Below are 25,686 nucleotides of genomic sequence, written 5' to 3'. Positions count from 1 at the left end.
CCAGTAAAACTTATTTTTTAGTGCCTGGTACGGAGAAACGCTTGTTGAAGCGGTCAACACGGCCACCCGTTGCAACATCACGTTGTTTACCGGTGTAGAACGGGTGGCATTCGCCACAAACGTCCAGGTTCAGGTCACGACCCACGGTAGAATGGGTTTTGATCACGTTACCGCAAGAGCAAGTTACAGTAACTGCAGAATAATTCGGGTGAATACCTTTTTTCATGGGGAAACCTCAGTTAAGGCCGTGTCGCTATCCAGCCCTGTTCCGCCAGACACCACACGAAAGTTGTATAAGTAAGTTCATTATGCGAACGGCGCAATGATTTTCGCAAACGATTCATCATTTGTGCAAACAGCATAGTGGCGGCGGATCATACAGAATCTGATACCCCGATGCAATCGCATCCACACATTATCCCTCGCAGCATGTACACTAGCGCCTTGCGTTATTTTCACCCTGCTCGGCGCGTGATACAAACCACCCGGTTGTGTCTTAGATCGCCGCGCGAATCCACGTCGATTATCACGGAGATGTTATGTCTGTCGCTCAGGTCGCTTTGCCCGTGCCGTTGGCGCGTACATTCGATTATTTGCTGCCCGCTGGAGGTATCGCTCCGCAGGTTGGCGCGCGCGTCAGCGTCTCCTTTGGTAACCGTAAAGCCATCGGCATTATTACCGCACTGAACAACACCAGCGAGCTTCCGCTTGAGCAATTAAAACCCGTACATGATGTGCTGGACGAACAGCCGCTGTTTCCTCCCAGCCTGTGGCGCATTCTGCTGTGGGCCGTTGAGTACTATCACTATCCGATTGGCGAAGTGCTGTTCCATGCATTGCCGATATTACTGCGTCAGGGGAAACACGCACACCGTGCCCCGCTCTGGCAGTGGTTTGCCACCGAACAGGGTCGGGCGACCCCGCTCAACACGCTCAAACGCGCCGTGAAGCAGCAGCAGGCGCTGGCAGCCTTACTTCAGTCGCCGATTTATCGCCATCAGGTGAGCGAAATCGGGCTGACGGAAACGGCGTTGCAGGCACTGCGTAGCAAAGGACTGTGCGAATTGCAGGCCGCAGAGCAAACGCTCCATGACTGGCGTCAAAGCTTTAGTCTGGCGACCGACAGGCTACGTCTAAATACCGAACAGGCTACTGCCGTCGGTGCGATCCGCAGCGAAGATAACCACTTTGCCGCCTGGTTGCTTGCGGGCATCACCGGTTCAGGCAAAACCGAAGTCTATCTCAGCGTGCTGGAAAACGTACTGGCGCAGGGCAAACAGGCGTTGGTGTTAGTCCCGGAAATTGGGCTGACGCCGCAAACCATCGCCCGCTTCCGTGAACGCTTTAACGCGCCGGTGGATGTCCTGCACTCGGCACTCAACGACAGCGAACGCCTTGCCGTCTGGCTACGCGCCCGCAGCGGTGAAGCCGCGATCGTCATCGGGACACGATCGGCACTATTTACCCCCTTTGCCCGTTTGGGGCTAATCGTGATTGATGAAGAACACGACAGCTCCTATAAACAGCAGGAAGGCTGGCGTTATCACGCTCGCGACTTGGCGGTGTTCCGCGCCAGAGAAGAAGACATTCCTATCGTCATGGGAACGGCGACGCCCGCGCTGGAAACGCTGTATAACGTCCAGATCGGCAAGTATCGACGCTTGAATCTGACCAAAAGAGCGGGCAATGCCGCATTGGCCAAACAGCACGTTATCGATCTGAAAGGACTACCGTTGACGGCGGGGTTATCTCAGCCGCTGATTACCCGCATTCGCCACCATCTGACGAACGATAATCAGGTTATCTTGTTTCTTAATCGGCGCGGGTTCGCCCCCGTGGTGATGTGCCACGAGTGCGGCTGGATTGCCGAATGTCAGCGCTGCGATCACTACTATACCTACCACCAGCATCAGAAAATGTTGCGCTGCCACCACTGCGACAGCCAGCGTCCAGTGCCACAACAGTGCCCCAGTTGCGGTTCAACGCATATGGTGCCCGTCGGTCTGGGCACCGAGCAGTTGGAGCAAAGCCTTGCTCCGCTATTTCCTGATGTTCCGATCACCCGCATCGATCGTGATACCACCAGCCGTAAAGGCGCGCTTGAGCAGCAGCTCTCGCAAGTCAGGCAAGGCGGCGCACGTCTTCTCATCGGCACACAGATGTTGGCGAAAGGCCATCACTTCCCAGACGTAACGCTGGTTGCCCTGCTGGACGTGGACGGTTCGCTGTTTTCTGCCGACTTCCGCGCGGCAGAGCGTTTTGCCCAGCTCTATACTCAAGTGGCGGGTCGTGCGGGACGCGCGGGCAAGGCGGGCGAAGTGGCGTTGCAAACTCACCACCCGGATCACCCGCTATTACAAACGCTGCTACAACAGGGTTACGATGCCTTTGCCAGCCAGGCGCTTACCGAACGGAAAAGCGTTTTTCTGCCACCGTTTACCAGCCATATCCTCTTCCGCGCTGACGATCACGATAATCAGCAGGCCGCCTTATTCCTCCAGCAATTGCGTAATTTGCTGGAGGCGAGCCCATTGCGAGATGAATCACTTTGGCTGCTGGGCCCGGTACCCGCTTTACAACCCAAACGCGCGGGGCGCTTCCGCTGGCAGCTTTTACTACAGCACCCTTCCCGAGCGCTATTGCAGAAACTGGTCAGAACCTCGATGGCGTTGATCGGCACGCTGCCGCAAGCACGTAAAGTGAAATGGATGCTGGATGTCGATCCCACGGACGGTTAGCGTTTCCTGTTAGATCATGTCGGTTTCTTGCCACGCTTTTTTTGCGAGCAGCGTCGAGAACACGATATTCATCACACTTTCCGTGCAAATTAAGCAACAAAACCTGCGTTCAATCTGTTATCACTGTCTGCGCAGGCAGTATGCTGAGGCTGGTCGTGTACTGACATACTGTGCCATTCAGTCGGTATACCGTGCCGAAAATCGTTACCCGTCATCATAGAAAGTCAGTAGACAGGAGCGTTCTGCTGACAGTCAGCGCCAGTTAACGCTGACGCAAGGAGAAAAGCGTTGAAGCAGAAGAAAGGCGTCACCACGGCGACGATGAAAGACGTGGCGGATGAGGCGGGCGTTTCCACCGCGACCGTATCCCGAACGTTAATGAACCCAGAAAAAGTCTCTGCGACCACCCGCAGGAAGGTCGAGCAGGCTGTCATCGCCGTTGGCTATTCGCCCCACGCGCTCAACAGGAACCTCAAACGTAACGAATCGCGTACGATCCTGACGATCGTACCGGATATCTGCGATCCTTATTTCTCTGAAATCTTTCGCGGGATCGAGGAAACCGCAGCCGAACACGGCTATCTGGTGTTGATTGGCGACTGTGCCCACCAGCATCAGAAAGAAAAAACCTTCGTCGATCTGATTATTACCAAACAGATCGACGGCATGGTGTTGCTCGGCTCTCATCTGCCATTTGATGCCGGTCAGGAAGAGCAGCGTAATCTGCCGCCGATGGTGATGGCGAATGAGTTCTCACCGGATCTGGCACTGCCCACCGTGCATATCGATAACCTGACCGCCGCCTTTGAAGCCGTACATTATCTGCATCAGGCGGGTCATCAGCGCATCGCCTGCATTGCTGGCCCGGAGCATATGCACCTGAGCCAATATCGCCTACAGGGATATATTCAGGCTCTACGGCGCAACGGGATTCTCATCGACAACCAGTACATCTTTCGGGGCGATTTCACCTATGAAACCGGGATGCACGGCCTGATTGCGCTGATGCAGCACCCGCAGCCGCCCAGCGCGATCTTCTGTCATAGCGATCTCATGGCACTGGGCGTGCTGGCGCAGGCCAGAAAGATGGGGCTGGATATCCCGCGCGACCTTTCCGTCGTCGGTTTCGATGATATTGAACAGGCGAAATACAGCTGGCCGCCGCTGACGTCTGTCGCCCAGCCGCGTTATCAGATCGGACGCGAGGCAATGCTGCTACTCTTAGAGCAGTTGCAAGGTAACACGGTACAAAGCGGTTCCCGTCTGTTGTCCAGTGAACTGGTTATCCGCGATAGCGTCGCCGCGCCGAATTACGCCCGTAACAGGCTTTAAGACTTCAGGTGCTGGTCAAATATTTGAGGGTTCAGTAACATGACCCCCTAATTATGTTAATTACCTAATCAATTCACAGCGAAACGACAGTGGCACAAAGAGACTACGTGAGCCGGGGACGTTCATCAGGGACGCGTCGGAAAACGACAAATAGCCGAAAAAAAGGCAAGGCTTCAGGTGCATCAAAAACGATGATCGCCTTGGCTGTTGCCGTTTTGGTCACCTTCGCGGGCGGTCTGTACTTTATCGCCCATAACAAACCCGACGAGTCCCCCGTTCTGCCGCATCAAAACGTGGGTAAAGGTAACGGGCTGCCACCCAAGCCAGAAGAACGCTGGCGCTACATCAAAGAGTTGGAAAATCGTCAGTTGGGCGTCACGACGCCAACGGAGCCTTCCGCGGGGGGCGAGATTCAGTCGCCAGTGCAGTTGACGGATGAACAGCGCCAACTGCTGGAACAGATGCAGTCTGATATGCGTCGCCAGCCAACACAGCTTTCCGAAGTGCCGTATAACGACCAGACGCAGGTTCCGCGCTCTCAGGTGACGATTAAGCCGCCGACACAACCGATGCAGCAGCCACCTGTTGTGACGACGCAGCCCACCACGCGGGCACCGGCGGTCACGCAAACGACGCCAGCGGTTCCAAGACAAGATATTCCAAAACAAGACATTGCAAGACAAGAAACGCCAAAACAGGAAGCGCCGAAGCAACAGCCGGTCAAGCAGCCTGAAGCGCCAAAAGTCGAAAAAACTCAACGTTGGGCGATTCAATGTGGTTCCTTCAAAACTCTGGATCCTGCCGAATCGGTGCGAGCGCAGCTGGCGTTTGCCGGTATCGAAAGTCGCATTACCTCCAACGGTGGCTGGAACCGTATTATGCTGGGGCCTTATAACAATCGTGCTGCCGCAGATAGCATGATCCAACGCCTGAAGAGTGCGGGCGCATCAAACTGTATTCCTCTTGCCAGCGGGGGTTGAAAAACCCCACGCCTTCCCCCATCTATAACATCAATGCGCCCCGAATCATGCGGGGATCTTTTTCTTCAAACGGGGACTAACTCGTGACAACAATTGTAAGCGTACGCCGCAACGGCCAGGTGGTCATTGGCGGTGATGGACAAGCCACTCTGGGCAACACCGTGATGAAAGGCAACGTGCGTAAGGTACGTCGCCTCTACCATGACCGCGTCATCGCCGGTTTCGCAGGCGGCACGGCGGATGCCTTCACCCTTTTTGAGCTTTTTGAACGCAAGCTGGAATTGCACCAGGGTCATCTGGTGAAAGCCGCTGTCGAGCTGGCGAAAGACTGGCGTACCGACCGTATGCTACGCAAGCTGGAAGCCCTGTTGGCCGTCGCGGACGAAAATGCCTCGCTGATCATTACTGGTAATGGCGATGTCGTGCAGCCTGAAAACGATCTGATCGCGATTGGTTCCGGCGGTCCTTATGCACAGGCTGCCGCGCGTGCGTTACTGGAAAACACCGAGCTGGGTGCGCGTGATATCGTCGAAAAATCGCTGGGGATTGCGGGCGACATCTGTATCTACACCAACCAGTTCCACACGATAGAAGAATTAGCCTCCAAGGCGTAAGGATCAACTATGTCTGAAATGACCCCGCGCGAGATAGTCAGCGAACTCGACAGCTATATCATCGGCCAGCATAAAGCGAAACGTGCCGTTTCCATCGCGCTGCGTAACCGCTGGCGCCGTATGCAGTTGGACGAAGCACTTCGTCATGAAGTGACGCCTAAAAACATTCTCATGATCGGCCCGACCGGCGTCGGTAAAACCGAAATCGCTCGTCGTCTGGCAAAGCTCGCCAATGCGCCGTTCATCAAAGTGGAAGCAACCAAATTCACCGAAGTGGGCTATGTCGGTAAAGAAGTTGACTCCATCATCCGCGATCTGACGGATTCCGCGATCAAAATGGTGCGCCTCCAGTCCATCGAAAAAAACCGTTTCCGTGCGGAAGAGATGGCGGAAGACCGCATTCTGGACGTGCTGATTCCACCAGCGAAGAACAACTGGGGGCAGGCAGAAAGCACACCTGAACCTTCCGCAGCACGCCAGGCATTCCGCAAGAAACTGCGTGAAGGCCAATTGGACGACAAAGAGATCGAGATCGATCTGGCTGCTGCGCCTGTTGGCGTAGAGATCATGGCACCACCGGGCATGGAAGAGATGACCAATCAGCTCCAGTCCATGTTCCAGAATCTGGCAGGCCAAAAGCAGAAAGCCCGCAAGATCAAAATCAAAGACGCCTTCAAACTGCTGATAGAAGAAGAAGCCGCCAAGCTGGTGAACCCGGAAGAGTTGAAGCAGCAGGCGATTGAAGCCGTTGAGCAGCACGGTATCGTGTTCATTGATGAGATCGACAAGATCTGTAAGCGTGGTGAAAGCTCCGGCCCGGATGTGTCCCGTGAAGGCGTTCAGCGCGATCTGCTGCCACTGGTTGAAGGCTGTACCGTGTCCACCAAACACGGCATGGTCAAAACCGACCACATCCTGTTTATCGCCTCCGGCGCGTTCCAGGTTGCCAGCCCGTCCGATCTGATTCCTGAATTGCAGGGACGTCTGCCGATTCGCGTGGAATTGCAGGCGCTGACGACGGAAGATTTCGAGCGCATCCTGACAGAACCTAGCGCCTCGTTGACAGAGCAGTACAAAGCGCTGATGGCGACGGAAGGTGTGGATATTTCGTTCACGGCCGATGGCATCCGCCGTATTGCCGAAGCAGCCTGGCAGGTAAACGAAAGCACCGAGAATATCGGCGCACGCCGTCTGCATACCGTGATGGAGCGTCTGATCGAAGACGTTTCTTACGACGCCAGCGAAATGAACGGCCAAAGCGTTACCATTGACGCAGATTACGTACGTAATCATCTGGATGAATTAGTAGCAGATGAAGATCTGAGTCGATTTATCTTATAATCCGTTTTCGCGGATCGCACGATTAACGACAAAGTGGGAGGCGTTGGCCTCCCACTTTTGTTTCTGACACCGCCATCACTGACTTTTCTTGTTTATAAACGGATGATTCACGCAATTGGATCGTCAATAAAAATTGAAGCGCACCATGACCTTATCAACCCATAGCAGCAAAACCAAAGCCTGGCTGGATAGTCTGCGTCCAAAAACGTTGCCATTAGCTTTCGCGTCCATCGTCACAGGCTCGGCGATTGCGAGCTGGCATAGCAGCTTTAAACCGGGCGTAGCATTACTGGCGTTGTTGACCGCCGGACTGCTGCAAATCCTTTCCAATCTGGCGAACGACTATGGGGATGCGGTAAAAGGCAGCGATACCGAGGATCGTATCGGGCCACTGCGCGGTATCCAGACCGGTGCCATTACGCTGGTGCAACTGCGCAATGCACTGATCGTGACGGTGGTGCTCACCATCATTTCCGGCGTGAGTCTGGTGATTCTGGCGTGTGAAAAGCCCGCAGATATCTTTGGTTTCCTGATTCTGGGACTGCTGGCGATTTTCGCCGCCATCACCTATACCGTCGGTAACAAGCCCTACGGTTACATTGGGCTCGGTGATATCTCGGTGCTGATTTTTTTCGGCTGGCTCAGCGTCGCCGGGTCGTATTATCTGCAAACCGGCCACTTCGACAGCATCGTGATGCTGCCTGCCACGGCCTGCGGTCTGCTGGCTACGGCGGTCCTGAACATCAACAACCTGCGCGATATCGACAACGATCGCATCAGCGGCAAAAACACACTGGCGGTGCGCCTCGGCGCGGAAAAAGCGCGCTTCTACCACACGATGCTGCTGCTGCTGGCGCCGGTTTGTCTTGGTCTGTTTGCCACGTTTTATCTGCACAGTCTGGCGGGCTGGCTCTTTATTCTGGCACTCCCGTTGCTGATTAAGCAGGCGCGCTATGTGCTGCGTGAAACCAGCGCATTCAGCATGCGCCCGATGTTGGAAAAAACGGTGAAAGGCGCGCTGCTGACCAACATTCTGTTCGCCGTGGGTGTGATACTGAGCTAGTGCGGGTAAAGTGAGCGCAGGCGAAAAGCGGCGCGTATTTACTGATGCGCATCAAGTTAACATTTGATGATTTTGCCAACAGCCGCCAGAAAGGGATATACTCATGATTCCGGCGGCAAACAGACGTTAATCCTATGAAATACGATACTTCCGAACTGTGCGATATCTACCACGAAGAGGTGAATGTTGTTGAGCCTCTGTTCTCTAACTTTGGCGGGCGTACTTCATTTGGTGGCAAAATCACCACGGTGAAATGTTTTGAGGATAACGGCCTGCTGTTCGATCTCCTTGAAGAGAACGGCCTGGGGCGCGTGCTTCTGGTCGATGGCGGGGGTTCCGTGCGCCGCGCGTTGATCAACGCGGAAATCGCCCGGTTGGCGACGCAAAACGAATGGGAAGGCATTGTCGTTTATGGCGCGGTGCGTCAGGTCGACGATTTAGCTGAGCTGGATATTGGTATTCAGGCGATGGCCGCGATTCCGGTCGGTGCCAGTAGCGAAGGTATCGGCGAAAGCGATATTCGCGTCAACTTCGGTGGCGTGACCTTCTTCTCCGGTGATCATTTGTATGCCGATAATACTGGCATCATTCTGGCGGAAGACCCGCTGGATATTGAATAATATCGTTGAATCTCCGCGTTTTTATTGCGGTAACATCATCACAAAAAAGGGCGATAACCGCCCTTTTTTATTTGGCTCAATCGATAATTGATTCCTTCGTCTGAGCCGGCAATCCCTATTAGACTTCTTCCATTTTGCCTAACAGCGCGCGTAAGCGCTCTTGCCATACCACTTGCTCTTCTTTCAACTGTTCGTTCTCGCGCACCAGCGCGTCACGTGAACCCGCTGCCGCCTGAACATCCTGCGACAGCGCGTTGTTCTGCTCTTTCAGCTCTTCAATTTCCATTTGCAACAGCGTGATGGTATCAATCGCCTGCTGAACTTTCGCTTCCAGCTTTTCAAACACTTCAAATGACATTCTTCAAACCCCTTTTAATCGCAACAAGGCAAAGATCGGTTAACGCTGGCCTTCGGACTCTGTAACCAACACCCAACGGTGTCGCCATCCGCCCGTAAACATAATCCTGACCGCAGGACCGCTGGCAAGACAGACCATAGCGAAATTGTATGTAGCCAACCGCCACCTGTCTAGCGCACATCCCCCACTACGCGAGTGTGGCAGCTTTTCTTACGTAACACTATCAGTACAAACTGAAAAACGGGCAGTACAAACCGAAAAACGGGCAACGCGAGCTGAAAAACAAACTGCATAAACGGAAAAAGCGAGTGGCATAGACTGAAAACGACTCCTGTTCGCTTCCGCATTACTCCTATGGTGTTAATAAATTTAACCTGAGCGTTACTCTCAGCGATGGACAAAAAACCACCACGAGTCATTTAATAAGCGAATACGCTCATTTTTTTGACGCGCAACACACATTTCAATTTCGATATTTCTCGTTTTCGAACATTAACGATAAATTCACATCATAAATACATTTAAAACAGAGGATGCCACTAAGCGGTATCCTTAGACCTACCACTCTGTACGTTACCCAGCAGGAAAAAAATATGAGCCAAGCAGAACGTTCAACGCTAAAAGGCCAGTGTATCGCCGAATTTCTCGGCACTGGCCTGCTGATTTTCTTCGGTGTCGGCTGCGTCGCCGCATTGAAACTGGCGGGAGCCAGCTTCGGACAGTGGGAGATCAGCATCATTTGGGGCCTGGGGGTTGCGATGGCAATCTACCTGACTGCCGCCATTTCCGGCGCCCACCTCAATCCGGCCGTCACCATTGCCCTATGGCTGTTTGCCTGTTTCGATGGTCGCAAAGTGGTGCCTTACATTCTGGCGCAGATTGCGGGGGCATTTTGTGCCGCCGCGCTGGTCTACAGTCTGTATCACAATCTGTTTGTCGATTTTGAACAAGCCAACAATATAGTGCGTGGCAGTACGGAGAGCCTGAGTTTAGCAGGCATTTTCTCAACCTATCCGAACCCGCACATTTCCGTCATGCAGGCGCTGCTGGTTGAAACCGTCATCACTGCCATCCTGATGTGCCTGATTCTGGCGCTGACCGACGATGGTAACGGCATCCCACGTGGGCCACTCGCTCCCCTGCTGATCGGTATTCTGATTGCCGTCATCGGTGCGTCCATGGGGCCGCTGACCGGCTTCGCCCTCAACCCAGCGCGTGACTTTGGTCCTAAGCTGTTCGCTTTCCTGGCGGGTTGGGGCAACGTGGCCTTCACTGGTGCACGCGACATTCCTTACTTTCTGGTTCCTATCTTCGGCCCCATTATCGGTGCCTGTCTGGGTGCCTTCGGCTATCGCGCGCTAATTGGCCGTAATCTGCCATGCGATGTCTGCGAACCCGAGGCAGAAACTACCACGCGTCGTGAAAGCCGTTAAACTTAACGCCACGACCATCCTATTTCACGGTTAATCACTACAGGATTGGATTTATGAACCCGGAAAAAAAATACATTGTCGCGCTCGATCAGGGCACAACCAGCTCCCGCGCTATCGTACTGGATCACGATGCCAATATCGTGAGCGTCTCGCAGCGTGAATTCACTCAGATCTATCCAAAGGCAGGCTGGGTAGAACACGACCCGATGGAGATTTGGGCATCACAAAGCTCCACGCTGGTCGAAGTGCTGGCTAAAGCCGACATCAGCTCGGATGAAGTCGCGGGCATTGGTATCACCAACCAGCGTGAAACTACCGTGGTATGGGAAAAAGAGAGCGGCAAACCGATTTATAACGCCATCGTCTGGCAGTGTCGTCGTACTGCTGAAATTTGTGAAAAGCTGAAGAAAGACGGTCTGGAAGAGTACGTTCGCAACACCACCGGACTGGTGGTCGACCCCTACTTCTCCGGCACCAAGGTGAAGTGGATTCTGGATCACGTTGAAGGCTCTCGTGAACGCGCCAAACGCGGCGAACTGCTGTTTGGTACGATTGACACCTGGCTGATCTGGAAAATGACGCAGGGGCGTGTTCACGTCACGGATTACACCAACGCTTCCCGCACTATGCTGTTTAACATTCATACGCTGGAATGGGATACCCGCATGCTGGAAGCGCTGGATATCCCGCGTGAGATGCTGCCAGAGGTGCGCGCGTCGTCAGAAGTTTACGGCCAGACCAACATTGGCGGTAAAGGCGGTACACGTATTCCTATCGCCGGTATCGCGGGTGACCAGCAAGCGGCGCTGTACGGCCAGCTCTGTGTTAACCCTGGGCAGGCGAAAAACACCTACGGCACCGGCTGCTTCCTGCTGATGAATACCGGTAAAGAAGCGGTGCTATCCAAACATGGCCTGCTGACCACCATCGCCTGCGGCCCACGCGGCGAAGTTAACTACGCGCTGGAAGGTTCGGTGTTCGTTGGCGGCGCTTCTATCCAATGGCTGCGTGACGAGCTGAAGCTGATCGGCGACTCAATGGACTCCGAATACTTCGCAACAAAAGTGAAGGACACCAACGGCGTCTATGTCGTACCCGCTTTCACCGGTCTGGGCGCCCCTTACTGGGATCCGTATGCCCGTGGCGCGATCTTCGGGCTGACCCGTGGCGTGAACGCGAACCACATCATCCGTGCGACGCTGGAATCCATCGCCTTCCAGACCCGCGACGTACTGGATGCCATGCAGGCAGACGCCGATACGCGCCTGAAAGCGCTACGTGTCGACGGCGGTGCGGTCGCCAACAACTTCCTGATGCAGTTCCAGTCCGATATTCTTGGCACGCGCGTGGAACGCCCGGAAGTGCGTGAATCCACCGCGCTGGGTGCCGCTTTCCTGGCAGGCCTTGCCACAGGATTCTGGAACGATCTGGACGAAGTGAAGAGCAAAGCGACGATCGAGCGCGAATTCCGCCCCAGCATTGAAACCGTGGAGCGTAATTATCGCTACAGCGGCTGGCAGAAAGCCGTTGCCCGCGCCCGTAACTGGGAAGATCACGACGATTAATCCAGCCACAAATATCAACATCGGGCGCGCCTGTCGCGCCCGTTTTTTCCCTACCGCTCAACCGCCACTCTCCCCTCGTTGTGATAAAATCGCTTCCACATCCTAATGTTGCTCGTTTAAGAACCGAGATACCGGGGCGACCACGGTGCGAGGCATCCCTGCGGGAACCTCATCACCGTGTTTCCCCTAAAATTCAGACTTAAGTGGCTAACATAAGGCAACACCTTTCCCGATCGACAACAGACAGGTATTTATGAAACGTGAATTAGCCATCGAGTTCTCGCGCGTCACCGAAGCAGCCGCGCTGGCAGGCTATAAGTGGTTAGGTCGTGGCGACAAAAATGCCGCCGACAATGCTGCCGTACAGGCGATGCGCATCATGCTGAACCAGGTCAATATCAACGGCCAGATTGTCATCGGCGAAGGGGAAATCGACGAAGCGCCGATGCTATTCATCGGTGAGCAGGTCGGCACTGGTCATGGCGATGCCGTGGACATCGCCGTCGACCCGATTGAAGGTACGCGGATGACAGCAATGGGTCAGGCGAATGCACTGGCCGTGCTGGCTGTCGGTGAAAAAGGCGCATTTCTGCACGCGCCAGACATGTACATGGAAAAACTGATCGTCGGGCCCGACGCGAAAGGCGCAATTGACCTCAACCTGCCGCTGGCGGACAACCTACGTAATGTCGCGATCAAACTGGGCAAACCACTCAGCCAGTTAACGGTGATTACGCTGGCTAAACCGCGTCACGATGCCTGCATCGCGGAAATGCAGCAGTTGGGCGTGAAAGTGTTCGCGATTCCAGATGGCGACGTAGCCGCATCCATTCTCACCTGCATGCCGGAGAGCGAAGTTGACGTGCTGTACGGTATCGGTGGTGCGCCAGAAGGCGTGATCTCGGCGGCCGTCATTCGCGCGCTTGATGGCGACATGCAAGGACGTTTGCTGGCACGTCATCAGGTCAAAGGTGATAACGCCGAAAACCGCCGTATCGGTGAAGATGAGCTGGCACGCTGCCGACAAATGGGCATCGAAGCCGGCGGCGTTCTCAAGCTTGATGACATGGCGCGTAACGATAATGTGATTTTCTCCGCGACCGGCATCACCAAAGGCGACTTACTGGACGGGATCGCGCGTAAAGGCAACATGGCTACCACGGAAACACTGCTGATCCGCGGTAAATCCCGCACGATCCGCCGGATTAAATCGACGCATTATCTGGATCGCAAGGATCGCACCTTGCACGAATTTTTGCTGTAACAGGCGATTACCCGGCTGACTGATTGTTTCACAGTTGTTAATAAATAGCGTATCGTAGACGCACAAATATAGTGGCGTCTAATATCGGCAACAGGAGCAGAAAAATATGGCTGAATGGGTGACAGGCAAAGTGATTCAGGTGGAAAACTGGACAGACAGTCTGTTTAGCATTCGGGTTCACGCACCCACCGATGCATTCACTGCTGGGCAGTATGGCAAACTGGCGCTGGAGATTGAGGGAGAGAAAGTGCAGCGCGCGTATTCCTATGTGAATGCGCCCAGCGATCCCACGCTTGAGTTCTATCTGGTCACCGTGCCAGAGGGCAAGCTCAGCCCTCATCTGCATGCGTTGCAACCCGGTTCAGACATCATGATCGTCAAAGAGGCTGCCGGCTTTTTCGTGCTGGAAGAAGTTCCTGATTGTGAAACGCTGTGGATGCTGGCCACAGGGACAGGCATTGGCCCATACCTGTCGATTCTTCAGGAAGGTAAGGATCTGGAACGCTTTAAGAACATCGTGCTGGTTCACGCCGCCCGATTCTCACACGATCTGAGCTATCTGCCGCTGATGCAGCAACTACAGCAGCGCTACCACGGCAAGCTAAGAATTCAAACGGTAGTCAGCCGGGAAGAGGAAGCGGGGTCGCTGACAGGCCGTATTCCCACCTTGATCAGCAACGGTACGCTGGAAGCCGCCGTGGGATTACCGATGGATGCAGCAACCAGCCACGTCATGCTGTGCGGCAACCCGCAGATGGTACGTGATACCCAGCTGCTGCTGAAAGAAGAACGGCAAATGACCAAGCACCTGCGCCGCAGACCCGGTCATATGACCGCTGAAAACTATTGGTAAACCATCGGTTGTTTTAACTAGCGGCGGAAGCGAAACGGTTCCGCCTCTACGCCAAAGCGGTTTTCCCCTTTTGTGCCGAGAAAAACGCCGCAGTCGAGCAGCGTCATCACGACAATCAGGATCGGCAGGAAGCGGCCAATTCCCCACTGCCAGACGGCAGAGAACATCGTCCAGTTGCCCGAAGACAGCATCCATGCAACCACTAACAGCAGCGCCCACCAGCCGCTCTTATTGCGGTCGTGCAGTCGTTTCACCATAATGGCCGCCGTCGGCCACAGCAATACCACCAAACCAAACGCCGTCGATTGCGTATCCAGCCAGCTTTGGCCGGATAGCGTAAACAGCACCGCCATCAGGGCAACCCAAATGGCCATCCAAAGCCAGAAATCACGACGGCCAATGCGGCCTTTAAACGAGAAGCACCATTGCTGTAATGTCATTAACGATAACGCCCTGAATTGTCGGCCTGTTTGGCCGAATGAATCGGTATTTTGTTCTGACTGATTTTACCTCAACCGACATGTTTACCCGCAACCTTTACGCAATTTTTGCCAGCCACGTGCGATTTCTCACAACGACGTACTTATTTTGACAACGACGTACTTGTTTTGACAACGACGTACAAATGCCGCTTTAATCAAACGTATTCCGCCGTTATTGGCCTGGACATCTTCTGAAGTGGCTGACCCGAATCCCTATGACACGAAAACGCATCGCTTCACTTTTGGTTTTATCATCGCTGGTGTTGTACCAGACCCACGCGGGAGCCGATCCGACGTTCCCACCCAAAACCTCAGCCAATGCGCCGTACCTGCTGGCCGGTGCTCCAACCTTCGATCAAACCATCACGCAGTTCCGTTCCCGCTATAACCTGAGCAACCCAACGCTGCCGATCGGTGAATTTCGGGTTGTCGACACCGGTAATATCACCAGTATGCTGACCCGTGCCGCCAGCCGAATCAACGACCATCTCTATGCCTCAACCGCGCTGGAAAAAGGCACTGGGAAAATCAAAACGCTGCAAATCACCTGGCTACCGCAGCCACAGAGCGAACAAGAAAGCGCGGCACGCCGTAAGCAGGCCATCGACTATATGGCTGCGCTGGCACGCACGTTCGCCCCATCGCTGACGGAAGAACAGAGCGTGAAAAAAGTCACCGAACTGCTGGAAAAAGGCAAAGGAAAACGCTTTTATCCGCAAACGGAAGGCGCCTTGCGTTATGTTGTTGCAGATGATGGCGAAAAAGGGCTAACTTTTGCTGTTGAACCGATTAAGCTAACGCTATCTGAACCGTGATCAACACGGTAATTCATGACGAAAAACAGAGCCACGGTCACATTTCGTCTCTATACTGTGGGCAGGTCATATTGCCTGACGGCAGTGAAATTTATGCGTCTATTCACTAACGCATTGATTTATTAAACTTTTATTTATTAATGCCTTGATTCATTCGCGATTCCGGCTGGAGGAAAAAAGATGCGACATCCATTAGTTATGGGTAACTGGAAGCTGAACGGCAGCACTCACATGGTCAACGAACTGATCGCGGGTCTGCGTAAAGAACTCAGCACCGTTGACGGCTGTGGCGTAGCGATTGCACCACCTGCTCTCTACCTCGATCAGGCTAATCACCAACTGGCTGGCAGCCGCATTGCGCTGGGCGCGCAGAACGTAGACGTAAACCTTTCTGGTGCCTTCACCGGTGAAACCTCCGCCGACATGCTGAAAGACATCGGCGCAAAATACATCATCATCGGCCACTCTGAGCGCCGCACCTACCATAAAGAAAGCGACGAATTTATTGCGAAGAAATTTGGCGTGCTGAAAGACGCGGGCCTGATTCCGGTGCTGTGTATTGGCGAAACCGAAGCAGAAAACGAAGCAGGCCAGACGGAAGCTGTCTGTGCACGTCAGTTGGATGCCGTGCTGAACACGCTGGGCGCGAAAGCATTTGAAAACACCGTTATCGCCTACGAGCCAGTATGGGCTATCGGTACCGGCAAATCTGCGACCCCTGCGCAAGCGCAGGCCGTTCACAAATTCATCCGCGATCATATCGCCAAGCAAGATGCCGCAGTTGCTGAACAAGTTATCATCCAGTACGGCGGTTCTGTGAATGCAGCAAATGCCGCAGAGCTGTTCACCCAGCCGGACATCGACGGCGCGCTGGTTGGCGGTGCATCACTCAAAGCCGACGCCTTTGCTGTCATCGTGAAGGCCGCCGCCGACGCGAAACGTGGCTAAGCGTTGACAGAAAACGGACGGACATCTGTTCGTCTAATCAAAAAAGCCGGTTCGCGCTGTTGCGCCAACCGGCTTTTTTTGATCTCATTCAACTGTCAGCACCACTAGATTCACTGTCAGCTTGTCTGGCTATTTCTATACGTTTGACTTCATATTTATTGTAGCTACAATAAATAAATGAAAATTATATTCGACCCGATTAAGAATCAGAGTAATAAGCAAAAACACGGCGTTTACTTGGCCGACGCTAAATATCTTGATTGGGACCGAATGGTTGCCGCATCTGACTCTCTTGGTAACTACAGCGATGGAGACGACGAAGAAATTTACCGCATCATCAGTTTGCGGAAAGCCACTAAAGCGGAGGTGGAAAAATATGCCAAAACTTAAGCAGGGTACTATCCTCCCTACGGATGAGGAAGACCGTAAAATTCAGGAAGCTATTGCACAAGATCCTGATACACGCTCGCTTGAAGGTGAGAACGTGCAGCTTATGCCTTTCAGTAAATTGAAAGCAATGCGCAAACAGGGACGCCCCGTTAAACCTGCACCAAAAGTACAAGTCAGTATTCGATACTCACCGGAAGTTATCGCAGCCTTCAAAGCGACGGGTCGCGGTTGGCAAACCCGCATGGATGCAGCGATGGCGGATTGGCTTAAAAACCATTCCCCAAGCGACATCAAAATTTGATGCAACGTCTAAAACCAGCCTTTACGCTAATCCTGATGAGATGATCCCCCTGTGAGCAGCATGCTAACAGGGGGAATAATCACGGCTAGCGTGATCGCCCACCGTCAGAGAATAGGAAACGTTACTTCGCCGCAGGGATTTGCTGCGTAATGCAGTGAATATTTCCCCCGCCCAGCAGGATTTCCCGCGCAGGCACGCCGCTAATCAAGTAGCCAGGGAACATCTGTTGTAGTAGATCGCGTGCAACGTCATCCGTCTTCTCATCCAGCAGCGGGAAAATGATTTGCTGGTTGCTGATCAGGAAATTCACATAAGAACCCGCCAAACGCGAACCGGCAAGGCGCTCAACCGCATCACCGCTGTCCACGCCCTGCGCTTCCTCTTTGGTTGCATATAGCGGACCGGGGGCAGGCAATTTCCAGATTTTCAGCTCACGGCCTTGCGCATCCCGCGCCGCAGACAGCACGTCATAGGCCGCAACAGAGCGAGCATACTGTGGATCGTTTTCATCATCCGTCCAGTGCAGTGCGACTTCACCGGGGCGCACGAAACAGCACATGTTATCGATATGCCCGTCAGTTTCGTCGTTGTACACGCCCTCTTCCAGCCAGATAATCGTCGAGATGCTGAGGTAATCACGCATCAACTGCTCGATTTCCGCTTTGTTCAGGTGCGGGTTGCGATTCGGATTGAGCAGGCACTCCGCCGTGGTCAGCAAAGTACCTTCACCATCGACATGGATCGAGCCGCCTTCCAGAATCAGCGGCGCGGCATAGCGTGCAGCCTGATGATAGTCCAGCACCTGTGCCGCGACGTTCTCATCCTGACGCCAGTCTTCATAAAGACCGCCCAGCTCGCCACCCCAGGCATTGAACTGCCAGTCGATCCCCCGACGTTCCCCCGCCGCATTCAGCACAATGGTCGGGCCGGTGTCGCGCATCCAGGCGTCGTCGCTTTCCATTTCTACCAGCGTGACATTCACCGGCATCACTTGTTGCGCATTCGCCATGTAGCGTGCAGGCACGCCCATGATAACCGGTGTTTTCTGGGCGATGGCTTCCGCCACGCGCGCGAACGTTTTCTGCGCCGGAACGCCCTGTTCACGCCAGTTGTCGGTACGATACGGCCAAATCATCCACACGGCATCATGCGGTGCCCATTCGGCGGGCATCGCAAACCCATCCTGATGCGGCGTGGTGAGCGGAGGCGTCGCTAACTGTGACATCACTTATCTCCAGGTCTTGCCGTCAGAGGTGGCAATCGTGCCATACATGTCCGGGCGACGGTCGCGGAACAGCCCCCATGACGCACGCTGCGCAGCAATGGCGTCTAAATCAAACTCATGCACCAGAATCGCTTCATCCGTCTTATTGGCCTGTGCCAGCAACGCACCAGTTTGGTCAGCAATGAATGACGAACCGTAGAACGTCATTTCCAGACCGTCGATGTATTTGCTGGCTTCCGTACCAATACGGTTGGATGCGATCACTGGCACCAGATTCGCGGCAGCGTGACCTTGCTGAACGCGGGTCCAGTGCGGTTGGCTGTCGATGTCTGGGTAAGCCGGTTCGGAACCAATCGCGGTCGGATAGAAAATCAGCTCAGCACCCTGCAACGCCAGGCTGCGTGCGGTTTCCGGGAACCACTGATCCCAACAAATACCCACGCCGATTTTTGCGTAGCGTGTCTGCCAGACTTTAAAGCCGGTGTCGCCCGGAATGAAGAATTGCTTCTCCTGATACGCCGGGCCGTTCGGAATATGCGTTTTACGATAAACGTCCAGCACGGTGCCGTCCGCGTCAATCATCACCAGCGAATTGTAATAGGCGTTATTGGCGCGTTCAAAGAAGCTCAACGGCAGCACTACGTTCAGTTCCGCCGCCAGTGCGGAAAAATGCTTAATCAGCGGGCTGGTTTCCAGCTCCTGCGCCAGCGCATAGTGCTCTGGGCTTTGATCGATACAGAAATACGGTGCGGCAAACAGTTCCTGAATCAGGATAACCTGCGCACCTTTTGCATGCGCTTGTCGCACCAGTTTTTCGGCGTTTTCAATGTTCTTAGGCAGATCCCAGGAACACGCCATTTGTGTTGCGGCAACGGTAACTTTTTTCATGCGAAAACCTCAATAATAACGATATATACCCGCCCTTTTTCACCGGCGAGTATCGGCAATAAGTGTTTCTCTCGGTCACGATTATGCATCGACGCTAACCCGCGCGGCCTTAACGAGTGTCTACTCTAAATAATTCAAGTTTCAGGCAGGCGGCAAGAGAAGGACAAATTCGTCGGGAACGAATTTGACCAGCCAAAGGCTGGCCTCCGGTGAGAGACAGGATGTCTCTCATTTCATCCCGATGAGCTTACTCAAGTAAGTGATTCGGGTGAGTGAACGCAGCCAACGTACATGCAACTTGAAGTATGACGAGTATAGGCCAACACACCTGCGCATACCCAATAGGAATATCCTGTTAAGGTATTGACCGAAAATGACATGCGCATTATGCCAGTTAATCACAGCACTTCACTATGCTGAAAATGCATGGATTTCGCGTGACGGGCAGAAAAGAAAAACCGCCTTTTTCACGGCGGTTTCTATCAATAATGAAGAGTGAGAGAAAGCGGCAGGCCTTACATCAGGCCGCAACGGTATCCGCCTGATGTAAGGCCTGACTGACCGCTTGCCGCTGTTCCAGAAGCGTTGCGCTGGTACGGTCACGGGGATAAGCCAGATTGATCGGTAAGATTGCGCTGATTCGGCCGGGCCGGGGCGACATTACCACCACTCTGTCCGCCAGAAAAACCGCCTCTTCCACATCGTGCGTCACCAGTAATATCGTCAAATCCGTTTGCTGACGTATTTCGGCCAAGCGCGTCTGCAACTGCTGTTTGGTCAGCGCATCCAGCGCACCAAAAGGTTCATCCAGCAGGAGAATGCGCGGCGTCGATACCAGCCCTCGGGCGATCGCGACACGCTGCGCCATTCCCCCTGATAGCTGATGCGGCCATGCGTCGGCAAAGCCTTCCAGCCCCATCATCTGAAGAGAGTGCGCAATACGACGCGTCACTTCAGCAGGAGAAAGGTTAAGGTTGAGCATACCGAGGCGGATATTGTCCGTCACGGTGAGCCACGGAAACAGGCGCGGTTCCTGAAACACCAGACTGACATCGTCGGGAATACCGCGCACAGGCCGCTCGCCAATCAGAATGCGTCCACGTTCAGTGGTATCAATCCCAGCCGCCAAACGCAGCAGCGTCGATTTGCCACAGCCACTGGCACCGATGATGGCAACCAGTTCACCCGCATGCAGCGACAGGTCGACGTCCTGCAACACCGTCAGCGGGGTGCCATTGACGGTAAAGTGTTTGGTAATGTGCTGAAAATGCAGGGACATAGCTTCTCCGTTAACGGTCATGCAAAGCGCCAGCGGGTCAACCGCCGCTCAGACAAAGTAATCAGCCGGGAAAAGAGCGCGGCGACGGTGGCAATCAGCACCACGCCCGCCATGATGCGATCGGATTCAAGCAACTGCTGTGCGCGAATCATCATGCCACCCAGCCCTTCCCCCGACGGCATGAAATACTCTGCGCCAATCGCTCCCGTCCACGCATGCATCAGCGCCAGCCGCAGACCGGAAAACAGCGGCGGCAACACGCTGGGCAGTATCAGTGTGCGGAGCGTCTGCACGGGCGTCAAACGCAGCACCAGTGCCACTTCCAACAAGGCGGGCGGAAGCTGGGCAATCCCCTGACGGGTTGCCAGCATCACGGGAAAGAACGCCGCCACGGCGATAAACACGATTTTGGCGCTCTCTCCTAACCCGAACCAGGCCGTAATCAGCGGCAGCCAGGCGAATAGTGCCACGCAGCGCAGCGCGGACAACGCCGGATTAAACAGCTTGTCAGCGATACGCCAGCCGCCGAGCACCGCGCCTACCAGCACGCCGATCGCACTCCCCAGCATAAACCCCTGTAGCGCCCGCAGCAGGCTGGCATTGAGATCGATGAGCAGCCCGCCCTGAACCAGTCCCGTCGATAGCGCGTCGATCACGCGACTCGGTGCAGGAAGAAAAGCCGCATTCACCCACTCATGGGTGCTACTAACCTGCCACAGCGCAACCAGTATCAACGGGGCTAACCAGGGCGCCAGCGACAAACTCGGCAACGCCGTGCTCAGGCTATCACGCCCCAGCACCGGCGCAGGCCAGTGAATCCAGCGGCGTTCCAGCGCCAGCAGCACGCGTTCTCCAGCAAACCCCAGTATGCCAATGATCAGAATGCAGACGAATACCAGATCCAGCATGAACAACTGGCGACTTTGTACCAGCAGATAGCCCAGCCCTTCGCTGGATGCCAACAGTTCGACCGCAATCAGGGCGACCCATCCGGTAGAAAACGCCAGCCTAACGCCCGTCATCACATACGGCAGCATCGCAGGCAGAATCAGGTAACGCAGGAAGGCGGCAGGTGGCAAACGCAGGCTACGTGCCATTTCATGCAGCTTTTGTGGCGTCTGTTGAATCCCGGCACAGGTGTAGAGCGTCACTGGCACCGTCACCGATTTCACCAGTACCACCAGTTTCAGCGCTTCACCGATACCCAGTGACAGCATCAAGAGCGGAATCCAGGCCAGCGTCGGGATCTGCGCAATGACGGTAAAGAGCGGCATAAACAGCGCATTCAGCCGTCGATTCAGACCAAACAGGCTACCCAGCACCAGACCCAGCGCGATCCCCCCGCTAAAACCAATCACCAGCCGCAGCAGACTGATAGGCAACTGGTGAATCAGCTCCTCGGGGATAAAAGCCCGTGCGCTATCAATCACCGCCAGCGGTGACGGCAGGATCTGTTCAGACATCCACCCGTGTCGGCTGGCAAGCCACCAGCCGACAAGCACCAATAGCGGCACAACCAGAGACACGACTAACGCAGAGTACCCCGCCGACAGCGCGGTAGCCGTCAGCGAAGCATCGGGGGCGGAGCGTATCCGCAGCGGGTATTTGGGCATCATGATTGTCGATATCCGGCGGCGTTATTTTTGCGTCAGCAGGGAAAGACGGGTAATCCCTGCCTGCTCGACATCGGCCAGTAGCGCAGCGACCGCGCCGTAACTCGCGTCTTTATCCGCCTGTACTTGCACCACCAGATCCGCATTACTCGTTTTAGCCTGTTGCAGGCGCGGCACTAGTTGCTCGCGCGCCAGATTCTCTTTATTGATGAACACGCGCTGCTCGCCATCAATACTAATCACCACCGGATCGGCGCGGTCAGCGGGCGCCACCGCCGACGTTTTTGGGAGCTGAATCGGAATGGCGTTGGTCAACATCGGCGCAGTCACAATAAACACCACCAGCAGCACCAGCATGACATCCACGAGCGGTGTGATATTCATTTCACTCATGACGTCTTCATCATTACGCGAGGTAAATGCCATATCAGACCACCTCTCTCAGGTTCTTCACGGAGAAAGCGGTGGCCGAGGATTCCACGCTGGTATGAAACGTGCTGACATGAAAATCGTTCGCCTGCATCACGCTGTAGACATCATGGGCGAAGTCATCCATGTCCGCGACGACCAGCTTGAGGCGACGTAAAAAGTAGTTGTAGATCAGCACCGCAGGCACCGCGACGGCAATCCCGATTCCGGTGGCAATCAGCGCATTACCAATCGGCCCTGCGACAGTGTCAAGACTGGCTGAACCCGATAGCCCAATGTCCTGTAACGCCGCCATAATGCCCCAAACGGTGCCAAACAGGCCGATAAACGGTGACGTACTGCCGATACTCGCCAGAATCGCTAGCCCGCTTTCCAGCGAACGGCGCTCACGCTGAATCTGCTGTTGCAGCGCACGTTCAACCCGATCGGGAAGATGACTATTCAGCGCAAGCTGCCCGCTAATTCGCTCCGGCGCTTTGACCGCCGCCAGCGCCAGATTGGCAAGCGAACCGGGCAATCTGGCGCTGGTTTCCGGCGTCTGGTTGACATCATCCTGCTGCCAGAAGGCCTCGCGGAAACGCCGATCGCGCCGCTGTGCCCGCCCGTACTGGACGAATTTCAGTAATCCCAGCCCCCAGGTGACGAGGGAAAACAGCAGCAATAACAGAATCACTGCGCCTTCCGCAGAAAAGAGTTCAATGTGTCCGAGCGTCATAACCAATACCTCATGAGTTCAGCGAAAAATCGACGGGAACAACCACCCAGCCGCTCACCGGCTGGTTGCCGCGGCGCGCCGGAACGAAAGACCAGCGCAGCACCGTGTCTCTGGCCGCCTCGTCCAACGAGGGGTAGCCGCTTGATTGATGAATCCGAATGGTTTGCACCTTGCCATCAGCACGTACCTGTACATTCAGGAGTACGGTGCCTTCATAACCACGGCTAATCGCCACGTCGGGATAAGACGGAGCGGGATTATGCAGGTAGTCCGCATTCGCCAGCGGCGGCGTCAGCGGCGCATCAACGGGTTGCGCGGCGGCCTGTGGCGTTACCGGAGCAGACGTTATTGGCGCGACAGCTGATTTGCCTTCCGCCTGGGGTTTCGGTGCTGGCGGGTTCTTTTTCACCGCGACCTTTTTTGGTGTCGGCTCTGGCCTTTTCTCTGGAACCTTTTTCTCAGGTTCTGTTTTCTCAGGCGCTGGCGGCAACAGCGCGTTGTCATCGACGGGGGTGGCCACCGAGGGAGGCGCGATCTCCGGCGGCGGCGTCACCGCTTCAGGCTCAATAGGTTCAGTTGGCAGCTCTGGCTCCGCCACCGCCGCAACCAGTTCAACGCTGACAGGCTGTGGTCGGGCAGGCACGGTAACCGGCGGCGTCGATGCTGCGTTGAACAACGCCAGCACCGCCGCGTGCAATAGCAGTGTCGCGATGACGGCCAACCAGCGCTCCGGCCGGGACGAAACTGTCGTATTCAACGTCGGTACGCGCGACTGCACGACGCCGCTCACCCGGCTGGCGTGCGGAGTCGGCTCCGGTGAATAAGACCGGGATCCTGACACCGCTCCCGCATAGAGTAATTCCGTCATGGTTAGTGCTCCTGACCGTGTTTATTGATACCCCTCATACTTCAACTCGCAGGCAACATTGAGAGGTAACCTAAAATAGCGTTGGAATAATCGATTCTTTCTGCATGCGAAATAAAGTCAACGTATGTATCTGTATATCGATATTTATTTAATTGGAAAGATAATGGCATTCATCGTCTAACGACAAACTAAAGGTAATAAGTCCCGATAGGCTAATGCATAGTTGGAATAGTTTTTTTTCGTTCGCTGCATAGCAATGAAATAAGCGATGAATACTGATTTAGCGATTTATTAAAAATAATAATGCTTTTTTTGTATTAGTCAGTTTATTGCCAAGCCTTTAAATGTGTTTCTGCCACAAGATGACGCCGCGCTAAACCGGCGCAATAACAACATTGATATTCGCACACTCACATTCAAACATTTCATCACTGACGGGTAACATAATGACGACATTAGGACGAAAATGGTTAGTGACCAGCTTATTGACAATGGGTATAGCCTGGTCAGGCATCGCATCGGCGATCACTGAAATTCGTATTGCCGCGCCAGACATTGGCGCAGGTACAAAACCCAGCGGCGGCGGCCTGCTTGACGTCATTCACAGCCAGAAGTTGCTGGAACGCGAATTTGGCAAAGACGGCATCAGCGTCCGCTGGACGTTTATTAAAGGCGCAGGCCCCGTCATCAATGAAGCGTTTGGCAACCATCAGGTTGACGTGGCCTATCTGGGAGATTTAGCCAGCATTATCGGCCGTGCACGCGGGCTGGATACGCGCGTGATCGCCGTGGCATCACGCGGCATCAATCACTATCTGGCGGTGGCGAAAGGCTCCGGTATTGAGAAAATCGCCGATCTGAAAGGTAAACGCATCGGGATCTTTCGTGGAACAGCCGGTGAGCTTTCGTTCGTCAGCGCGCTTGATTCGCAGGGTCTAAAGCCCTCTGACGTGAAGCTGATTAATCTCGACTTCGCGGCGGCCAGCGCGGCGTTAGCAGCCGGACAGATTGATGCGACCTGGGGCGGCAGCAATACGCTTTCGCTGCGAGATAAAGGGCTGGCGGACATCCCACTGTCTAGCCGTGACCTGAATGGCGCCGGCCAACTCAGCGGCTTCCTGCTGGTGGATGAGAAATTTGCCAAAGGCAACGAGGATATTCTGCGCCGCCTGGTCAAAGTTCAACGAGAAGCGGCAAACTGGGCAAGCGATGAGAAAAATAAAGATGAATTTATTCAACTCTTAGCCACCCAGTCAGGCTATCCGGAAAATATATTACGCGTCGAATGGGATACATTGCCGCCATTAACCGAGCGTCTTTCACCCGAATTGGATCCAGCCTTCGTGGAAAAATTAAAACGCGCCGTCACATTGGCTTATGAATCACGCCTTATTCGGCAACCTTTTGATGTCGATAAATGGCTGGATGATTCTTATCTGAAAGCCACACAGTAATTTATTTCCCAAAAAATTATAGCCCCTGTATTGCCGTGAATTTCACGGCAATCGGTAGCCTATTGACTGAATTCGGAAGACGCCATGTATTTAAAAAGACACCAGCAGTATTTTAAAA

The 25,686-nt window shown here is 54.4% G+C and carries 25 protein-coding genes; 15 read left to right on the top strand and 10 right to left on the bottom strand.

All coding sequences use genetic code 11. The annotated features are described in order from the left end of the window. Positions 1-10 precede the first annotated feature (10 nt). Positions 11-226, bottom strand: coding sequence for a 50S ribosomal protein L31 (rpmE, locus tag LCF41_RS00830; RefSeq protein WP_012772907.1), 216 nt, complete (start codon positions 224-226; stop codon positions 11-13). Positions 227-539: 313 nt separating this feature from the next. On the opposite strand from rpmE, the gene priA reads away from it, so the two are divergent. From priA to rraA, 7 genes are all read left to right on the top strand, one after another. Next, positions 540-2,738 (top strand): primosomal protein N', encoded by a 2,199-nt coding sequence (gene priA / locus LCF41_RS00825; protein ID WP_225086501.1) that lies wholly within the window; start codon positions 540-542, stop codon positions 2,736-2,738. Between the two features lie 288 nt (positions 2,739-3,026). Continuing rightward, positions 3,027-4,070: a DNA-binding transcriptional regulator CytR gene (cytR, locus tag LCF41_RS00820; protein ID WP_225086500.1), complete on the top strand. Its 1,044-nt coding sequence runs from the start codon at positions 3,027-3,029 to the stop codon at positions 4,068-4,070. A gap of 89 nt (positions 4,071-4,159) precedes the next feature. Continuing rightward, positions 4,160-5,050, top strand: coding sequence for a cell division protein FtsN (ftsN, locus tag LCF41_RS00815; protein WP_225086499.1), 891 nt, complete (start codon positions 4,160-4,162; stop codon positions 5,048-5,050). Positions 5,051-5,133: 83 nt separating this feature from the next. After that, complete coding sequence (gene hslV / locus LCF41_RS00810; protein ID WP_005973334.1) at positions 5,134-5,664, top strand: ATP-dependent protease subunit HslV; 531 nt, start codon at positions 5,134-5,136, stop codon at positions 5,662-5,664. 9 nt (positions 5,665-5,673) lie between these two features. After that, positions 5,674-7,005, top strand: coding sequence for an ATP-dependent protease ATPase subunit HslU (hslU, locus tag LCF41_RS00805; RefSeq protein WP_010299298.1), 1,332 nt, complete (start codon positions 5,674-5,676; stop codon positions 7,003-7,005). Positions 7,006-7,150: 145 nt separating this feature from the next. After that, a complete protein-coding gene (locus tag LCF41_RS00800; RefSeq protein WP_225086498.1) occupies positions 7,151-8,068 on the top strand; it encodes a 1,4-dihydroxy-2-naphthoate polyprenyltransferase in 918 nt (305 codons plus the stop codon). Between the two features lie 134 nt (positions 8,069-8,202). Continuing rightward, positions 8,203-8,688: a ribonuclease E activity regulator RraA gene (gene rraA, locus LCF41_RS00795; protein ID WP_180743875.1), complete on the top strand. Its 486-nt coding sequence runs from the start codon at positions 8,203-8,205 to the stop codon at positions 8,686-8,688. Positions 8,689-8,806: 118 nt separating this feature from the next. On the opposite strand, the gene zapB is transcribed toward rraA, so the two are convergent. Then, positions 8,807-9,046 (bottom strand): septal ring assembly protein ZapB, encoded by a 240-nt coding sequence (gene zapB / locus LCF41_RS00790; RefSeq protein ID WP_225086497.1) that lies wholly within the window; start codon positions 9,044-9,046, stop codon positions 8,807-8,809. Positions 9,047-9,639: 593 nt separating this feature from the next. On the opposite strand from zapB, the gene LCF41_RS00785 reads away from it, so the two are divergent. The 4 genes from LCF41_RS00785 to fpr all read left to right on the top strand — a co-directional run bounded on the left by LCF41_RS00785 (position 9,640) and on the right by fpr (position 14,161). After that, on the top strand, positions 9,640-10,479 hold the full coding sequence (locus LCF41_RS00785) for an MIP/aquaporin family protein (protein WP_225086496.1): 840 nt from the start codon (positions 9,640-9,642) through the stop codon (positions 10,477-10,479). A 53-nt stretch (positions 10,480-10,532) separates the two neighbouring features. After that, a complete protein-coding gene (gene glpK / locus LCF41_RS00780; RefSeq protein WP_225086495.1) occupies positions 10,533-12,044 on the top strand; it encodes a glycerol kinase GlpK in 1,512 nt (503 codons plus the stop codon). A 253-nt stretch (positions 12,045-12,297) separates the two neighbouring features. After that, positions 12,298-13,308: a class II fructose-bisphosphatase gene (gene glpX, locus LCF41_RS00775; RefSeq protein WP_225086494.1), complete on the top strand. Its 1,011-nt coding sequence runs from the start codon at positions 12,298-12,300 to the stop codon at positions 13,306-13,308. A 106-nt stretch (positions 13,309-13,414) separates the two neighbouring features. Then, positions 13,415-14,161: a ferredoxin--NADP(+) reductase gene (fpr, locus tag LCF41_RS00770; protein WP_225086493.1), complete on the top strand. Its 747-nt coding sequence runs from the start codon at positions 13,415-13,417 to the stop codon at positions 14,159-14,161. A 17-nt stretch (positions 14,162-14,178) separates the two neighbouring features. On the opposite strand, the gene LCF41_RS00765 is transcribed toward fpr, so the two are convergent. Then, complete coding sequence (locus LCF41_RS00765) at positions 14,179-14,601, bottom strand: DUF805 domain-containing protein (RefSeq protein ID WP_225086492.1); 423 nt, start codon at positions 14,599-14,601, stop codon at positions 14,179-14,181. 257 nt (positions 14,602-14,858) lie between these two features. On the opposite strand from LCF41_RS00765, the gene LCF41_RS00760 reads away from it, so the two are divergent. From LCF41_RS00760 to LCF41_RS00750, 3 genes are all read left to right on the top strand, one after another. Continuing rightward, a complete protein-coding gene (locus LCF41_RS00760; protein ID WP_225086491.1) occupies positions 14,859-15,458 on the top strand; it encodes a YiiQ family protein in 600 nt (199 codons plus the stop codon). 180 nt (positions 15,459-15,638) lie between these two features. Next, positions 15,639-16,406, top strand: a complete 768-nt coding sequence (gene tpiA, locus LCF41_RS00755) for a triose-phosphate isomerase (protein WP_225086490.1) — start codon at positions 15,639-15,641, stop codon at positions 16,404-16,406. Between the two features lie 376 nt (positions 16,407-16,782). Continuing rightward, complete coding sequence (locus tag LCF41_RS00750; protein WP_102118154.1) at positions 16,783-17,097, top strand: BrnA antitoxin family protein; 315 nt, start codon at positions 16,783-16,785, stop codon at positions 17,095-17,097. A gap of 121 nt (positions 17,098-17,218) precedes the next feature. Here LCF41_RS00750 and aguA read toward each other — a convergent pair whose 3' ends face one another. The 7 genes from aguA to LCF41_RS00715 all read right to left on the bottom strand — a co-directional run bounded on the left by aguA (position 17,219) and on the right by LCF41_RS00715 (position 24,114). Further along, entirely contained in the window at positions 17,219-18,322 is a 1,104-nt protein-coding gene (aguA, locus tag LCF41_RS00745) for an agmatine deiminase (RefSeq protein ID WP_225086489.1), read from the bottom strand. A 3-nt stretch (positions 18,323-18,325) separates the two neighbouring features. After that, entirely contained in the window at positions 18,326-19,210 is an 885-nt protein-coding gene (aguB, locus tag LCF41_RS00740; protein WP_225086488.1) for an N-carbamoylputrescine amidase, read from the bottom strand. A 520-nt stretch (positions 19,211-19,730) separates the two neighbouring features. Beyond that, positions 19,731-20,489, bottom strand: coding sequence for an ABC transporter ATP-binding protein (locus LCF41_RS00735; RefSeq protein ID WP_225086487.1), 759 nt, complete (start codon positions 20,487-20,489; stop codon positions 19,731-19,733). 17 nt (positions 20,490-20,506) lie between these two features. Further along, positions 20,507-22,105 (bottom strand): ABC transporter permease, encoded by a 1,599-nt coding sequence (locus LCF41_RS00730; protein ID WP_225086486.1) that lies wholly within the window; start codon positions 22,103-22,105, stop codon positions 20,507-20,509. A 21-nt stretch (positions 22,106-22,126) separates the two neighbouring features. Further along, positions 22,127-22,528 carry an ExbD/TolR family protein gene (locus LCF41_RS00725; RefSeq protein WP_225086485.1) on the bottom strand — a complete coding sequence of 134 codons (402 nt, stop codon included), beginning with the start codon at positions 22,526-22,528 and terminating at the stop codon, positions 22,127-22,129. A gap of 1 nt (position 22,529) precedes the next feature. Further along, positions 22,530-23,246: a MotA/TolQ/ExbB proton channel family protein gene (locus tag LCF41_RS00720; protein ID WP_225086484.1), complete on the bottom strand. Its 717-nt coding sequence runs from the start codon at positions 23,244-23,246 to the stop codon at positions 22,530-22,532. A 10-nt stretch (positions 23,247-23,256) separates the two neighbouring features. Then, positions 23,257-24,114: an energy transducer TonB gene (locus tag LCF41_RS00715; protein ID WP_225086483.1), complete on the bottom strand. Its 858-nt coding sequence runs from the start codon at positions 24,112-24,114 to the stop codon at positions 23,257-23,259. 446 nt (positions 24,115-24,560) lie between these two features. Here LCF41_RS00715 and LCF41_RS00710 point away from each other — a divergent pair, with 446 nt between their 5' ends. Continuing rightward, positions 24,561-25,568: an ABC transporter substrate-binding protein gene (locus LCF41_RS00710; protein ID WP_225086482.1), complete on the top strand. Its 1,008-nt coding sequence runs from the start codon at positions 24,561-24,563 to the stop codon at positions 25,566-25,568. Positions 25,569-25,686 lie beyond the last annotated feature (118 nt).

Origin of the sequence: Pectobacterium colocasium (assembly GCF_020181655.1) — a bacterium.
Classification (GTDB): domain Bacteria; phylum Pseudomonadota; class Gammaproteobacteria; order Enterobacterales; family Enterobacteriaceae; genus Pectobacterium; species Pectobacterium colocasium.
Note: the sequence above shows the minus strand (reverse complement) of the source record. Positions and strands in the feature narration are given on the sequence as shown.